The 14,010-nt window shown below is 41.1% G+C and carries 15 protein-coding genes; 5 read left to right on the top strand and 10 right to left on the bottom strand.

Annotation, left to right across the window (positions count from 1 at the left end):
* The first annotated feature begins 49 nt into the window (after nt 1-49).
* Both AC13FX_RS04315 and AC13FX_RS04310 read left to right on the top strand, forming a co-directional pair.
* Nucleotides 50-1,612 (top strand): glycerol-3-phosphate dehydrogenase/oxidase, encoded by a 1,563-nt coding sequence (locus AC13FX_RS04315; protein ID WP_482879256.1) that lies wholly within the window; start codon nt 50-52, stop codon nt 1,610-1,612.
* Nucleotides 1,613-1,771: 159 nt separating this feature from the next.
* On the top strand, nt 1,772-2,425 hold the full coding sequence (locus tag AC13FX_RS04310; protein WP_482879255.1) for a nitroreductase family protein: 654 nt from the start codon (nt 1,772-1,774) through the stop codon (nt 2,423-2,425).
* A 183-nt stretch (nt 2,426-2,608) separates the two neighbouring features.
* On the opposite strand, the gene AC13FX_RS04305 is transcribed toward AC13FX_RS04310, so the two are convergent.
* The gene (locus AC13FX_RS04305) at nt 2,609-3,439 is read right to left on the bottom strand and encodes a nucleotide excision repair endonuclease (protein ID WP_482879254.1); all 831 of its coding nucleotides are present in this window, start codon (nt 3,437-3,439) and stop codon (nt 2,609-2,611) included.
* A 140-nt stretch (nt 3,440-3,579) separates the two neighbouring features.
* Entirely contained in the window at nt 3,580-4,890 is a 1,311-nt protein-coding gene (locus tag AC13FX_RS04300; RefSeq protein WP_482879253.1) for an OmpP1/FadL family transporter, read from the bottom strand.
* Between the two features lie 459 nt (nt 4,891-5,349).
* On the opposite strand from AC13FX_RS04300, the gene AC13FX_RS04295 reads away from it, so the two are divergent.
* Nucleotides 5,350-5,625, top strand: coding sequence for a hypothetical protein (locus AC13FX_RS04295; protein WP_482879252.1), 276 nt, complete (start codon nt 5,350-5,352; stop codon nt 5,623-5,625).
* A gap of 9 nt (nt 5,626-5,634) precedes the next feature.
* Here AC13FX_RS04295 and AC13FX_RS04290 read toward each other — a convergent pair whose 3' ends face one another.
* Nucleotides 5,635-6,471 carry an SMP-30/gluconolactonase/LRE family protein gene (locus AC13FX_RS04290; protein WP_482879250.1) on the bottom strand — a complete coding sequence of 279 codons (837 nt, stop codon included), beginning with the start codon at nt 6,469-6,471 and terminating at the stop codon, nt 5,635-5,637.
* Between the two features lie 143 nt (nt 6,472-6,614).
* Nucleotides 6,615-7,661 (bottom strand): AI-2E family transporter, encoded by a 1,047-nt coding sequence (locus tag AC13FX_RS04285; RefSeq protein WP_482879249.1) that lies wholly within the window; start codon nt 7,659-7,661, stop codon nt 6,615-6,617.
* A gap of 156 nt (nt 7,662-7,817) precedes the next feature.
* Between AC13FX_RS04285 and AC13FX_RS04280 the strand changes: the two genes are divergently transcribed.
* Complete coding sequence (locus AC13FX_RS04280) at nt 7,818-8,918, top strand: ATP-grasp domain-containing protein (protein WP_482879248.1); 1,101 nt, start codon at nt 7,818-7,820, stop codon at nt 8,916-8,918.
* A 2-nt stretch (nt 8,919-8,920) separates the two neighbouring features.
* Here AC13FX_RS04280 and AC13FX_RS04275 read toward each other — a convergent pair whose 3' ends face one another.
* Genes AC13FX_RS04275 through AC13FX_RS04260 form a run of 4 tightly spaced genes read right to left on the bottom strand, consistent with a single transcriptional unit; the run spans nt 8,921 to nt 12,457 of the window.
* Nucleotides 8,921-10,093, bottom strand: a complete 1,173-nt coding sequence (locus AC13FX_RS04275; RefSeq protein WP_482879247.1) for a M20/M25/M40 family metallo-hydrolase — start codon at nt 10,091-10,093, stop codon at nt 8,921-8,923.
* Nucleotides 10,094-10,096: 3 nt separating this feature from the next.
* Nucleotides 10,097-10,705 carry a flavin reductase gene (locus tag AC13FX_RS04270; protein ID WP_482879246.1) on the bottom strand — a complete coding sequence of 203 codons (609 nt, stop codon included), beginning with the start codon at nt 10,703-10,705 and terminating at the stop codon, nt 10,097-10,099.
* Nucleotides 10,706-10,716: 11 nt separating this feature from the next.
* Complete coding sequence (locus AC13FX_RS04265) at nt 10,717-11,010, bottom strand: STAS domain-containing protein (RefSeq protein WP_482879245.1); 294 nt, start codon at nt 11,008-11,010, stop codon at nt 10,717-10,719.
* Nucleotides 10,988-12,457 (bottom strand): GNAT family N-acetyltransferase, encoded by a 1,470-nt coding sequence (locus AC13FX_RS04260; protein ID WP_482879244.1) that lies wholly within the window; start codon nt 12,455-12,457, stop codon nt 10,988-10,990. The genes AC13FX_RS04265 and AC13FX_RS04260 overlap by 23 nt, the downstream gene beginning before the upstream one ends.
* Nucleotides 12,458-12,607: 150 nt before the next feature.
* On the opposite strand from AC13FX_RS04260, the gene AC13FX_RS04255 reads away from it, so the two are divergent.
* On the top strand, nt 12,608-13,069 hold the full coding sequence (locus tag AC13FX_RS04255) for an energy transducer TonB (RefSeq protein ID WP_482879243.1): 462 nt from the start codon (nt 12,608-12,610) through the stop codon (nt 13,067-13,069).
* Between the two features lie 6 nt (nt 13,070-13,075).
* Here the strand turns inward: AC13FX_RS04255 and AC13FX_RS04250 are convergent, their stop codons facing one another.
* Both AC13FX_RS04250 and AC13FX_RS04245 read right to left on the bottom strand, forming a co-directional pair.
* The gene (locus AC13FX_RS04250) at nt 13,076-13,477 is read right to left on the bottom strand and encodes a universal stress protein (protein ID WP_482879242.1); all 402 of its coding nucleotides are present in this window, start codon (nt 13,475-13,477) and stop codon (nt 13,076-13,078) included.
* Nucleotides 13,478-13,506: 29 nt separating this feature from the next.
* Nucleotides 13,507-13,974, bottom strand: a complete 468-nt coding sequence (locus tag AC13FX_RS04245; RefSeq protein ID WP_482879240.1) for a hypothetical protein — start codon at nt 13,972-13,974, stop codon at nt 13,507-13,509.
* Nucleotides 13,975-14,010 lie beyond the last annotated feature (36 nt).

Below are 14,010 nucleotides of genomic sequence, written 5' to 3'. Positions count from 1 at the left end.
ATTTATAGCATATTACCTTTGTCGATTAATCTGATAAAAGGGAGCAGAAATGAACAGGTCTGAGATCGTCGAAAAAGTTAAAAATTTCAATGATTATTGGGATGTAGTGGTTATTGGTGGAGGTGCAACCGGGTTAGGAGTGGGGGTAGATGCTGCTTCACGTGGATACAAGACATTATTGCTCGAAATGCATGATTTTGCAAAGGGAACCTCGAGCCGAAGTACAAAACTTGTACATGGCGGTGTCAGATACCTTCAACAAGGTGACGTTTCCCTGGTGATCGAAGCTCTGCATGAACGGGGGTTATTGATTCAGAATGCCCCACACCTGGTGAGTCATCAGTCATTCATAGTTCCAAGTTATGAGTGGTGGAATGGGCCATTTTATGGAGTGGGAATGAAGGTGTACGATGCCCTTGCAGGTAAATTGGGTATCAATAAATCAAAGAATCTATCAAAGGAAAAAACACTTGAGAAGATACCAACCCTGGAACCGGAAGGATTACGAGGCGGTGTTATATACTATGATGGGCAGTTTGACGATTCAAGGCTGTCAATAAATTTGGCACAGACCATGTATGATGAAGGCGGACTCCCGCTTAACTATATGAAGGTGACAGGACTGAAGAAAAATGGCCAGAACCTGATCGAAGGAGTAATGGTTCGTGATATGCTGAACGGGGAAAATATGGAAGTCAATGCCCGGGTGATTGTTAATGCTACCGGTATCTTTTCTGATGATATCCTTGAAATGGATGAGGAAGGCCACACTAAGATCATTCAGTATGCACAGGGCATTCATATTATATTGGATAAGGAGTTTTTACCGGGTGACTCGGCCATTATGGTACCCCATACTGATGATGGACGAGTATTATTCGCGGTTCCATGGCATGATAAAGTGATAGTGGGAACAACGGATACCTCGGTAGATAAAGCCACCCTTGAGCCAATTGCCCTGGAAGAGGAGATCGAATTCGTATTACGACATGCGGCTCAGTATCTGACCAAAGATCCCGAAAGAAAGGATGTAAAAAGTGTGTTTGCCGGTATCAGGCCACTTGTGAGCCCGGCGGATGCTAAGAATACCTCTGAAATTTCTAGAAGTCACCATATTCAGGTATCAGAATCGGGTTTGGTGACCATTGCCGGGGGTAAATGGACCACTTATAGGAAAATGGCGGAAGATACCATCGATCAGGCCGCGATGGTTGCCGGGCTTGATGTGAAGGAAACACCGACAAAAGAACTTAGAATTCATGGTTGGCTGAAAAATGTGGATAGAAATAACCACCTATATGTGTATGGATCTGATAAAGTAGCCCTGGAAAAACTTATAGAGGAAGAGCCTGAACTGGGTGATAGACTTCACCCTGATCTGCCCTACCTGAAAGCGGAAGTTATCTGGGCTGTTCGAAATGAAATGGCACAAACCATTGAAGATGTACTTTCCCGCCGAACCCGTGCATTATTACTGGATGCCAAAGCCAGCCTGGAAATGGCCCCGGTCGTTGGCCGACTTATAGCTCGTGAATTTGGTAAAGATGAGGCCTGGGTGGAACAGGAAGTTAAAGAATACAAACAGGTGGCGAAGAACTATATTCTTGATTAATTGGTGTGGGTTAGATTGAATACCCAATAACCAACACGGAACATCCAAGATCCAAGTAATTCATACTTCTTAACTCCATGTTGGGTATTTCGTTCTGGTGTTTGAATAATGATTTCTTCCTTATCTTCTTATTAGTAAATCGAACCAAATAAAACCTGAATGAATACCGAAGAAGCTATTCGTGCCCGCAAGACCCTGAAGTTGAGAGCTAATCCTGAATCACCTTTACCGGTTACAAAAGGGGATGATTTCAAGTCAAAGGTAGAGCAACTCATCGAACTTGCAGCACAGGCTCCCTTTCATTATGAAAGTCCTGAGAAACAGAGGTCAAAAGGATTGAATGGAGCAGAGCCATGGCGATTTCATGCAATAGATGGCAGAGGTTGCAGGTCGTTACTTGAGGCACTGACCGATGAAAAACCGGTCAAATCAAGTGACGGGATCAAGCAGATGCTAGCTGCTGCCGATGCATTGATACTTGGAACCTGGATACCGGAAGATAGTCGTAGAAAAGGACGTAAATACTATCCGAATGTGAAGAATATGGAACACATTGCTGCAACCGGTGCAGCTATTCAAAACCTTCTATTGGCTGCTACAGAAAATGGTATCAATGCATACTGGTCTTCCGGCGGGTGCTTAAGAAAACCCAAAGTATTAAAGTACTTTGGCATCCCAAAACATGAGATCTTATTGGGTGCCATATTTATATTCCCAGATGAATATCCTGAATCGGTTCAAACCAAAACCGGTAAGAACACAGATAAAAGAGGCGAGCTAAGTGATTATATGAACTGGGTGGAACTGGGGTAAACAGCTAACATGTAGGGTTAAACAAAGGTATGTTTCGCTCCTACGCAGAGCGTGTGGAGCGAGTCGATATAGTCCCACACTCAGTGTTGGAGCAAGTTGAATTTAATCAACTAAAAACACACACTTGCTCCGATCGCTCTGCGTCGGAGCAATAAAGCATACACAACTTATACCAATGAAAAGTCAACCCATCAACGCCATCAGGTCATCTATCTCATCCTGATCGATCAACACCGAATCCAATTCAAGTTCTTTCTTAATTCGATAATTGCGATTAGGACCAAGGGTGTAAAACATGCGAAGTTGCTCCAGCTCGTTATCGAAATAATTTTCGGTGAACCGGTCCTTGAACCGTATTCCCATCACCTGTTCTTCAAGTTCATCAGCCAGTAACCCTGAGCTGCCCTTCAAGAACTGATCAACCAATACACCGGTTTGTGTATCCAATTTGATCTGAAATTTTTGAGGGGTGATCCTATTCAGTAATTGACTCGGTAAATAGGTGGCACTTCGGATGGGGCGGTTTATGACATACAACAATTTTAGCATGGCGCCAAGTCCCTTGCGAGTTTTAAGATGCCCTTTAAAACAGCCGTATACATTCGGGTAGTCATCCAAAACTCGCATGGAAAGTCGGAACTCCCGATTATATCCCCGGCGCGCTGTGGAAATATAGTAGTAGGTCTCCGGTTTTTTGTTGGTGTGATTGAAGGGTGGCCGGAGTGAACGGATCAGTAGATTTTCAAGCAGTATCGCATCTGTTTCAGAATTACATACTTCATATGAAACCCTTTCAAGATGAGCGATCATCCGTTGAGTTTTTTTAGACTTGGAGTAACGATAGGATGTGATACGTTGTTGCAGGTCCTTGGCTTTACCCACATACATGACCTGATCGTGTCGATCGTACATGGTATATACGCCGGGGTCGTGAGGAGGTAATTCCTCCCCCATAGCATTATTCACCCGTTCTTTCTGGGTGACGGCCGTAGGCTCAAACAGATCTAAGGTCACAAAAAGTATTATTAAGATTACTAACAACAGTGTCTAAAATAGGGGAAAGGATGATTCAATATCCAACGGATTTAGGATGTTTATTAAACAAAAAAGGCATCTTGGAATAACCAAGATGCCTTAAATAAATATGGTTCAATTTATTTACTGTTAAAGAGATATTTAAAACCAAGCATAATTAGGTCGGTGTTCATATCATAACTGATCTCACTTCCGGGAATTGCCCCATTTGGATATTGTTGAGCAAATTGAGGGTTGAGGACCGGTCCGGTTGTTTGACCTGCACTCATTCCGCGATGGTATACGATATCAAAGTTTAGCTTATTTCCAATATTGTAACCGGCTCCAACCTGAAATGCGTTAGCTATCACAGCAGTAGCAGGGATATTGAAAAAAGTTAACTCTTCATCGATCGGGTTGCTGGAATAGGTATATCCCAGTCGCAAAGGTAGATTGTTAAAGCCTTTATACTGAAGTCCGGCTGAGATAACAGAAATATTTTTCCATCCAAAACCGGCTACAGATGCAGTATTGGTCCAGCCCGATTCAGAGAATCCATCTGTATTCTCGTAATTCACAAATCGGTAATCCAGAGCCAGATCCAGGATATCTGCAGAATAACCAACACCCACGGAGAATATGGATGGATAATCCATATTGAAGGAATTGCTTGAGGTTGAGCCGTCGAGGTAGGTGTTATCAAATTCAAAATCACTGAAGTGAACAGCAGTTTTATAGGAAACACCTGATTTAAATCCGGTTCCTGAATCAAAGAACAAGCCAACCTGTGCTCCATAACCGGTTGCTGTTGACCTGTTTGTTGAAGGATAACCGGCAGCCGTTGGTGATGCGGTTGGATTTGGAGCCAATTCGAGTGCTGATACACTAAAATTAGGTTCTACACCAACAGATAACTTTTCAGATAATTGATAGGCATAAGTTAATCCTGTTTGCAACAACATATAATCGGATTCTATGTGACCAAAGCCCCCCATGTTTTGAGGCATATTGATCGGGTTGGACATGTTTTCAGGAAAGGTTACGCCAAAACCACTGATTCCAAAGACAGAAAACCCAAATGAATGTCTACTTTTGTCAGATGCCCAAACGTAACCAATAGCAGGCATAGGTGATATTCCACGATCGTCAGGGGTCGTACCACTGTAAAAATTGCCGGTTGGCTGCCCATTTTGATCAAATTCAGGTACAGTACTGTTCAGTTGAGGTGACGAAAAGAAAATTCCGACATCAACTTTCAATATTTGCTGATCAAAACTGGAAATGGCTGCAGGGTTCCACTGTAAAGCCCCTGAGATATCAAGAGATTGTCCCGTTGCGGCACCACCCATGGACATATTGAAGGCGCCAACTCCTTGCATAACATGACCTACCTGAGCAAATGTAACATTGGTCATGAATAGACAGGTGAATAAAAGGATGATTTTTTTCATAGCTAATTCGATTTATTAGTTCCAATAAAGATTGAACCGCCAATCGAAAATAGGCTAGACCGCGATCAGACTAATTTTATAAACTGACGCTTCAGGTGTGGTTCCGGAGGCTTGCCCCATGAACTAATATTTACTGTAGGCTATACATGTGAATACTTTGTGAATATGTTGGCTTTTAGAGGGGGTCTAAATAAAGAGGTGTTGATTGGTGTTCACCCTTATTTCGGAAAAACTATGTATCATAGATCGGAATTATATAATATTACGCAGTTATACACCGTTGACACATCACCTTAACAGGTCACATAAATAACTGCGGCCCTATTACTTACAATATCTCTTATGAAAACCATAATTAGCTTAATTCTACTACCCCTATTGATAGTGAGTTGTCAAAATTCAATAACGGCAGTTAGTCCTGAGATCGGTAATCCCTTTAAAATAAAATTGGGTCAAACTTTGGAATTTCAGGACGCGGATCTGAGTGTTACATTTGAAGAGCTATTGGAAGACTCCCGTTGTCCGGAGGGAGCAACTTGTTTTTGGGCCGGTAATGGACGGGTAATTATCCAGTTAAATGACCTTCAAACAGAGCTTAATACGTATGTGGAACCCAAAATGACATCTCTATCGGATTATACCATCGAATTGATCTCGTTAAGCCCATATCCAAAGATAGACAAGGTTATAGAAAAGGAAGAATATATAACTGAAATACTTATTACTGAAAATTAATAATATAATTCAGGGATTATTAACAATCACTTTATAAACAGAATTGGCACCGGTTATATATAGTATTGTTTGGTCACTACCCCACTCAACATTTGTAATTTGCTCATCAAAACTTACATTAGCCAGCTGATTTCCTTCCGCATCAAAAACGGTCAACCCATTGGGTCCTGTTGTGTAAAGCCGGCCTTCGGAATCGGTTATCATGCCATCGGCTGCACCCTTATCGCCAGGTTTTCCAATGTTGGCAAAGACCACGTCATTGGTAAGGGCTCCATCTTCAAGGACTTCAAAACGAATAATATTTCCGGTTTCAGAATCACTTACATATAAGTGAGATTCATCAGGAGAAAAAGTGATCCCGTTGGGAAGAGAAAGCTGATCATAAAGTAATGTTAACTCACCGTTCTTTTCTATTCTATAAATACCGGCAAAACTAAGTTCTTGATCCTCATCAGAGACACCAAAGGGTGGATCTGTAAAGTAGATCAACGAGTCAGATCTAATGGCTAGATCATTCGGGCTGTTCAGCCTCATTCCCTGATAAGTAGAGGCAATGGACTCCAATGTGCCATTTTCCAAAAACATGGAAACCCTGCCGTCATGCTGGGTTAGAATTATAGTACCACCTGGCATTCCTTCTATGCCATTTGAACGACCGGAGGAATCTATGAATATGGACGTTTCTTCAGATCCCGGCTGCCATCGATAGACCTTATTAGCCGGAATATCACTGAATATCAGGCTTCTATCTTCAAGCCAGTGCGGGCCTTCTGTAAATTGATAACCTGTGGTTATAATTTCAGGTGTGCTAAGTGAAAATTGGTTTTCAGAGTCACAGGAAAACAAAATTAAGATCGGTATGAAAAGAAAAAGTGATAAAAAGAGAGTGTTTTTCATTATTCAATTATTAAATGATAGTAAATAAAAAATGTCCTAAGCAGTTTATACAACACGTGAATTAAGTTTTGAATCCAAACCATATGTCATCATTATTTGCCTAAAAATAGTGTATATGGCTTTAACTCTTCGAATTCGTCCAGTACCACTTTTAGAACTCCGACCAAAGGTATAAAGAGGATCATACCCGATACACCCCAGATCATTGCTCCTATAAATACAGCAATAAGAGCAGCAAGTGGATTGATCTTAACTTGAGAACCAACCACATATGGGGTGAGAAGGTTGTTTTCTAACAGTTGAATAAGCCATAATGAAATTAAAATAGCTAATGGATAAAACATGGAATCAGACGTAGTTATCGAGTATAGAACTACAAGTAGTGATGAAATAAATACACCGATATATGGTATCAGGTTAAAAGTGGCTAGTAAAACAGCAAAGAAAAAGGCGTATTTAATGTTCAAAATGGTCAGAACACCATAGAATAAAACACCAACTATGAGTGTGACAAGCATCAACCCTCTTAAATATTGTTGAGCCACTTTAATGATCTTGTTGAACAATGACCGGGTCTGGTCGTGATAGTTGATAAAAAGTTGAAGAGATCCACGATAAAAATTATCCCGATAGTACAGCATAAAGAAAATATATAAAGGGATCACACTGATAACGGTTAGCAGTCTGAATACAGAAAATAATGAATTTCTAAGCTCCGTAAGTCCGGTATTGATGATCTGTGAAATGGAGTTGGTGGCTTGTCTTGTTAACAATTCGTGAGAAATGCCAATCCGTATTTCAAGAAAATGCTGTAGATCTGCTATCCATGTATCTACTTTTCCGGTTACTGCAGGAATGTCTCCAAGCAACCCGGCCACCTGAATGGATAACAAATATAATATTACACTTATGATCGTGGTAACGAGAGTCAATACCGTAATGATGGCCAGCCAGCGGGGGAATTTGATCACTTCGAGTCTTTCGGTCAAAGGAAGGATCAAAAGGGCGATAAAAGCTGCCCAAACCAAAGGTAATAAGATGAATTGGGCCTCTATCATTATATAGACCACCAACACCCCGATGACCAACAGAGCGGCTATTTTTATCAGTTTGGAATTATCAGACCTTTGTTGCTCCATATGCTTAATATGGCAGTTTAATAGGATTCTTCAAACCGTGTATTGACATTAAATGAATATAATTATTAGTGAATTGCATTAGAGATGGGAAATGATGAGATTTATAAATATTAAATCATAAGTAAAGCACAGACGATTATTTAGAATGAAGGTATTTTGAGTAAGGCAGATCATTCGGTTTTATTATTTGGGGGTGAGGTGAACTTAGGCCTACCGGTCATACGTTGTTTGGGGCAGATCCCGGGTATATCCATTCATTATGCAGCGAATAAAAAAACCACAACCAGATTCAGCCGGTACCTGAACTCATTTCAGCTTATACAGGGAGAAGCTGATCAGGAACGACTTGAAAACCTGACCCGTATTATCAATGACACGGGTTCCGAAGTCCTTATTCCTATTGATGAGAAATCAGTTGAGTTTGTTATTAAGTATAATGATAAACTAAAGGCAGCTATAAACATCCCACATCTTGCTGACCTGAAGACCTTCCATAAAATGGTCATGAAGAATGACCTGAATGAATGGCTTGAGACGAATGATATGCCATATGCTAAGATCTGGCCTATTCCAACAAATCTAGAGGCTGATCTCCCGGATGAATTGACTTTCCCCGTGCTTTTTAAACCGGTCTGGGACCGGGGTGGAGATACTGATGCATTATTCGTCAATATCTTTCAAAGCAGGGAAGAAATGGTTCATTATCTTAAAGAGAACGAACTCAGTTCAAAGGATTATTTCCTTCAGGAGTATATTCCCGGATATGATATTGACTGTAGTTTATTTTGTAAGGATGGAAAGATCCTTGCTTACACTATTCAAAAAGGATTTATTCTGCAGGACCTTCGTTACTCCCCGGGTATTGAACTGCTCCATAGGTCAGAATTCTTGGATCAGATCGAGAAGATAATCAGTAAGTTGAACTGGTCTGGAATTTGCCACCTGGATTTCCGTTATGATGAACGGGATAAGACCTATAAACTGATTGATTTCAATGCCCGATACTGGACCACCCTTCTAGGTTCCCTGGTAGCAGGCATCAACTTTCCATACCTGGCATACCAAAGTGCTTTAGGAGAGAAAGTTTCAGCACCTGAATATAGGGATACTCACTTTGTGCTGACCAAATCCGCCATTAAAGAATTCTTTAAATCAAATAGTGAACATCCATATGAATTCAAAAATACCGGCTTATACTATGCTCTTATGGATCCACTACCGGAATTATTCAAGGTTCTGTCCTTGAATAATTCCTGACCTCACACTGTATCTCTTAAAGGTGGAAGAAGCAGTAAATTCACTAAAAGAGGTATTCTTTCCAGAGTCTCATTGAGAAATATCCGTTCCGTAGGGCTATGGGCCCCATCGCCTACAGCTCCCAACCCATCTAAGGTAGCAGTATACAAACTCGTGTAGCTGCCGTCAGAACCTCCGCCAGATGTTCCTTCGGTCAGTTCCAAACCAAGGTGGTGGCCGATCTCTTTTACCGCATGCCATAATGCCCTGTTTCTTTTATTCTGCACCAATGGTGGCCGGCGAAACCCACCCTTGATCTCCAGAGTCACCCCTTCGGTATCAGACTCCATGGAAGTGATCTCTTCGGAAAGTCGTTTGGCATCAGCTTTGGTTTTAACCCGTACATCCACCGAGGCCCGGCTTTCCGGCGCCACCACGTTGGTACTTATGCCGCCATCAATGGTGCCAACGTTAACGGAGATCCCATTATCAGGATCATTCAACAGATGAAGTTTTTGAATGAGGTAAGACAATTCCAATATGGCACTTCTTCCTTTTTCAGGCTCAATGCCGGCATGAGATGAGATTCCTTTGATGATGACTTCAAAATGTCCAACGCCCTTTCGTCTGGTTTTGATCTTGCCGTCCGGGTCCAACGATGGCTCAAGTACAAACACTCGGTTCATAGCCCGTGCCAATAACCTGATTCGTGAGGCCGACTCCCTGCTGCCGCTCTCTTCATCCGAATTCAGAAAGAGGATAGGTGTCACAGACGGTTTTAGCCGGTTATCATCATTGATGATCTTTAACGCCGTCATTATCATAGCAATGCCGGCTTTCATATCGTAAATACCGGGACCGGTTAGCGTATTTTTATCTTTGCTAAAAGGCATTTTCTGAATAGTACCTGCAGGCCAAACAGTATCGATATGTCCAAGCAGCAATTGATAGCACGACGAGTTTTGTGCTTTGGGCCGGGCAAATAATTGTCCTCCACTTTTAATTCCGTTGTATAATGATACGACAAGACCGAGCTTTTCAAGCTCCTTCTCCAGAATTGAAAATAACGCTTTGTGAGCTACAGAATTTGCCGGCGGGGTTTCCGTCTTTACCAGTTTCATTAAGATACTGAGGAAGTAATCGCGATAACCTGAGTCAAGGTCAATTTCGTTGATATGGAGAGTGGTTTTTTCCATGACCTACTTTTTAAAATTTTTTGGGAAAGGAAAAGCCCGGGTATCTTCGATAGTAGCATAGCGGCCCGGAGATACATAAACCAACTGAGGGTTTTGTCGCAATTTTTCACCATCCGGTTGTGAGGGTTTACGAATGAAATCATTTTGTGCATGAGCAGCAATGATTTCTCCCAGAATGAGACTGTTCTCACCAAAACCATCTACAAACCGTTCCAGTTTACATTCCAGGAAAATGTAACCGTTCTTAATGAAGTGTCCATCAACCTCAGTAGCAGAAAATGTATCCATGCTGTTTAACTCAGGCTTTGTATTATCCTCGCAGCGGGGGGAAGCTGTCAGACTGGTCAATACCAGCTGATCAGGTTTTGGATAGGTAACCGTGAACTCACCGGTTCGTTTTATATTCTGGTAAGTTGAATGATTTGGAGTACATACGAATCCAAAATAGTTTTTCCACCCGAGAGGAAATGCCATATGTTTGGGAGCAAAGTCATGGGAGGAATCCGGTTCTACAGTACCTACAATTACAAGTGGGTGAACCGTAAATATCTGATCCCAGACCGGAAACGCAAGATTAAGCCGGGTAATTTGTATATCCTTTTTTTGTTCCATTTGAGGGTAATTTAGGGTTCAACAATTTCATCCAAATTCCATTCGTTGTGCAATCCAAGAGTTTGAAGCAGTTCAAAAAATAATTTTGGTGGATCTTTAAGCCTCACGTTTATCTGTTTTTCACTGAACATGAGTTTGTGCAAAAAGATGATCGCTTTAGAATTCACGAAGTGTGCTTTGGATAGATCGATACGTAAGTGTTTTCGGTCACCTAGTTGCTCGCTGATCAGTCGCACAGCGTTCAGGTTGAAATCACCCGGCAATTCTACTTCAATTCTATTTTTATCTTTCTTGTACTGCATCATACTCCTTTTTGATGAGTGATTTCAGTTTACCGGCTAACTCTGTATAGGTGTTAATTTTATCAAAATCCGTTTCTATCATTAACTTTTGCATCCGCATATGGTCATGTTCCTGATGAAATAGGGGCATTAATCCACTGAAAATAAATCCCTGTGCTTTCAGCCATTCAATAGCCGCATTTATTCTAGGGCTGTTCAGTGGCAGATCAATGTAGATAGCATTGAGATCAAGCTCGTCTATACTTCGATATAACCTCATGTAACTTGTCTCAAAGGTTTTACCATACTGCTTAACGGTTATCAGAACATTTTGGGTTTCATAATTAATAGTGAGGCCAAGGTCGGTTTGGTCAGAATCTGTCACAGGTGGTTTGTTTGAACTTATTGATTTCCTCTGCCCGGTGAATTGAGCATAGATATCACTAAGAATTTCTTTGTAGGCTTTTGGTATAACAACAGGTTTTCTCCATAATTTTGTGAGAGGAAGGAAGTCCATGACAACACTTACGACCTGAGACGCCTGGTTAGCCATGCCCTTATACAGCTTTTGGGGTGATTTAGAGATGATAAGTGCCGTACTCTTGAACCCATACTTATCATTTACTTTTTGGCTAATAATGTGAAAGGTTGAAGCCATTCCAAATAAACCCATTAACCCTCTTTGTTTACTCATTTTGATAAGTTCTTTCATCATTTTGGTCATGAGCCCCCTACCACGGTGATTTGGTGAGACCACTGCTTCACCGACCTCGCCAATCAACGAATCAGTGCTTTTTATGACCGCAAAGTACCCTGCAGGCCCACCGCCTTCTGTTCGAACTATGGTACCGAACTTGTATTCGTGTTTTATAGCCGTTTCGATCCTTTTGGGGAAATAGAGATCTTCCTTTGTGTAGGTATAACTGTATGATCTGTAAATAAGCTTGGCAATATCCTCAGCATCTTCTGAAGTAGCCGGAGTAAGGAGGTAGTCGCAATCAGGTTCAGGTTCATCAAGGTCTTCGGGATTCAGGTGTTTCGGTAACAGGTCCTTGATATGGGATGACCTAAACTGTTTAACCAACCGGAATTCTTTGCCGTCTTTACCCCGATTGAGGAATAAAAACTGATCCGTCATCCTTTGAACCGATCTTAAGGCGGCGCCCTCAAAATTATGTTCTTTCAGGGCTTTTTCAGGATCATAGACGTATTTTTCCGGATCAAATGGTTCTCCTTTTTCCTGAATGGTAATTTCAATCTCAGAAAAGGTGTATTGAAACCAGATCTCGATGTAACCGGATTCATGCTTGTAACCATGCAGCAATATATCAGTAAGGATCTCATCTGTTGCTAACGCCATTCTAGCAGCGTCATCCCGACTTAACCCCATGTTGACACACCATTTATAGGTGAAGTCGGTGGCCGACCCCAGCATGGGTAACCTGGCTTCTAAATATAAATGAGCTTCCATAAGGCCCTCTTTCCTTATACTATTAAAAATAGAAGCGTATATGAATATTGTATGTAATTCACTTTTAAAGATTGATAGAAATCCTTAGTTAGTTATTCAGTGAGGGAATCAGAAATTGAATGGAGCATTAAAACAAACCAATTTTAGGACATGCGATTTTTAACTATTTGTACAGCAATTATTTTAATGAGCGGGTGTGCATCTACCGAACCAAAAATTCAAAAACAGAATGATAACTACCCCTATGTGGAAATTAAGTCACCGGTAGAATATAGGTCCGAACAATACCCGGAACCGGATACATATGCGAAATACCCGGGCGGTAAAGATGGATTGATGAATTATATTCGAATGAACACACGGTACCCTATAAATGCTTTACAAGATGGCATTTATGGAGATGTAGTCATGACTTATGTGATAGGCACGGATGGTCTGATAAAAGATATAGAGGCTGTAAAAAGTCCGTCTAAAGATTTTACAAAAATGTTTGTCAGATTGATTGAAAATATGGACAGATGGCAACCGGCAATACTAAATGGGAAAGCAGTAGAACAAAAATACGCTATCAAAACCCGATTTAATGAAGCGCCTATATTCAAGGGAAATTGAACCAACTTACTTTATAAGGGTAATACCGCCAGATATATTTTCAATGATATAATTACTGATGCCCCCTTCGTCATCAGAGTTTATGTCCCACTTAAAGTCAGAACCTCCGATAAACAAATGATCCCCATTCAGCGATTTCATCTGTTGGATTATAACCTCGCCAGGTTCACCGGTCTCAACCATGGTTGTTAAGGCTCCCTCCTTCCCTGCAATATCCTCGAACGTAAATTTTGCCATCTCAAGGATAGCTTTTGCCTGGTCTACAGCATCATCATCAGTCGCCACAACCAATATGTAGATCTTAGGTTCTATTCTCAGGTCACGATATAGCTCAGCGGCATATTTTACCGCTTCACTGGCATATTTAGTTCCATTTGTTGCTATAACCCATGTGGTTGTATTACCCATAATAATTGGTCGTTAATGAATGATTGTAGTTAACGGCGGTCATTGACAGTCGCAGACAAAAGCATATAGACATTTTCACCGTTATGTTCTGCTGGATAAAATTTCGTTTTAATTACTGAGTCACTTACATGGCTCAAGCACTCAAGGCTTTTATTCCCAATAGGGTGAACACCAATTAACTGACCATTGGGAGAAATAACAAACCTGAATATTATTCTGGGATCACCACCTTTACAAACCTGAGCCTGAAAATTGTTTTGTAAGGTAGATAGTAACCATCGGGTACCCTTCAATGGATAAGCTATGTATTCCGGTGTTACAAAAATATCCATCTCATAATCGTATTTTACCGCTTCATCCCAGGTATCACCTAACTCTTTGCCTGGAGGCACAAAAGGTATCGGTTTCTTCTTAGGTTCATTATAGGTAGATGAGTTTGATGACGCACAAGCGGTAAACAATAGTACAAAGAATAAACCCGAAAAAAGATGATGCATATACATTAATAAATTATAGAATGATCCTGGCTAATA

This window comes from Gracilimonas sp. B-17, assembly GCF_056857935.1.
This window is presented reverse-complemented; position numbering and strand designations above follow the sequence as displayed.

Bases quoted from the DNA above. Each gene is read 5' to 3' on its own strand.
- AC13FX_RS04265 (WP_482879245.1), bottom strand. From the start codon at position 11,010: ATGATGCAGTACAAGAAAGATAAAAATAGAATTGAAGTAGAATTGCCG.
- AC13FX_RS04300 (WP_482879253.1), bottom strand. From the start codon at position 4,890: ATGAAAAAAATCATCCTTTTATTCACCTGTCTATTCATGACCAATGTT.
- AC13FX_RS04275 (WP_482879247.1), bottom strand. From the start codon at position 10,093: ATGGAAAAAACCACTCTCCATATCAACGAAATTGACCTTGACTCAGGT.
- AC13FX_RS04245 (WP_482879240.1), bottom strand. From the start codon at position 13,974: ATGCATCATCTTTTTTCGGGTTTATTCTTTGTACTATTGTTTACCGCT.
- AC13FX_RS04315 (WP_482879256.1), top strand. From the start codon at position 50: ATGAACAGGTCTGAGATCGTCGAAAAAGTTAAAAATTTCAATGATTAT.
- AC13FX_RS04255 (WP_482879243.1), top strand. From the start codon at position 12,608: ATGCGATTTTTAACTATTTGTACAGCAATTATTTTAATGAGCGGGTGT.
- AC13FX_RS04250 (WP_482879242.1), bottom strand. From the start codon at position 13,477: ATGGGTAATACAACCACATGGGTTATAGCAACAAATGGAACTAAATAT.
- AC13FX_RS04270 (WP_482879246.1), bottom strand. From the start codon at position 10,705: ATGGAACAAAAAAAGGATATACAAATTACCCGGCTTAATCTTGCGTTT.
- AC13FX_RS04260 (WP_482879244.1), bottom strand. From the start codon at position 12,457: ATGGAAGCTCATTTATATTTAGAAGCCAGGTTACCCATGCTGGGGTCG.
- AC13FX_RS04310 (WP_482879255.1), top strand. From the start codon at position 1,772: ATGAATACCGAAGAAGCTATTCGTGCCCGCAAGACCCTGAAGTTGAGA.
- AC13FX_RS04285 (WP_482879249.1), bottom strand. From the start codon at position 7,661: ATGGAGCAACAAAGGTCTGATAATTCCAAACTGATAAAAATAGCCGCT.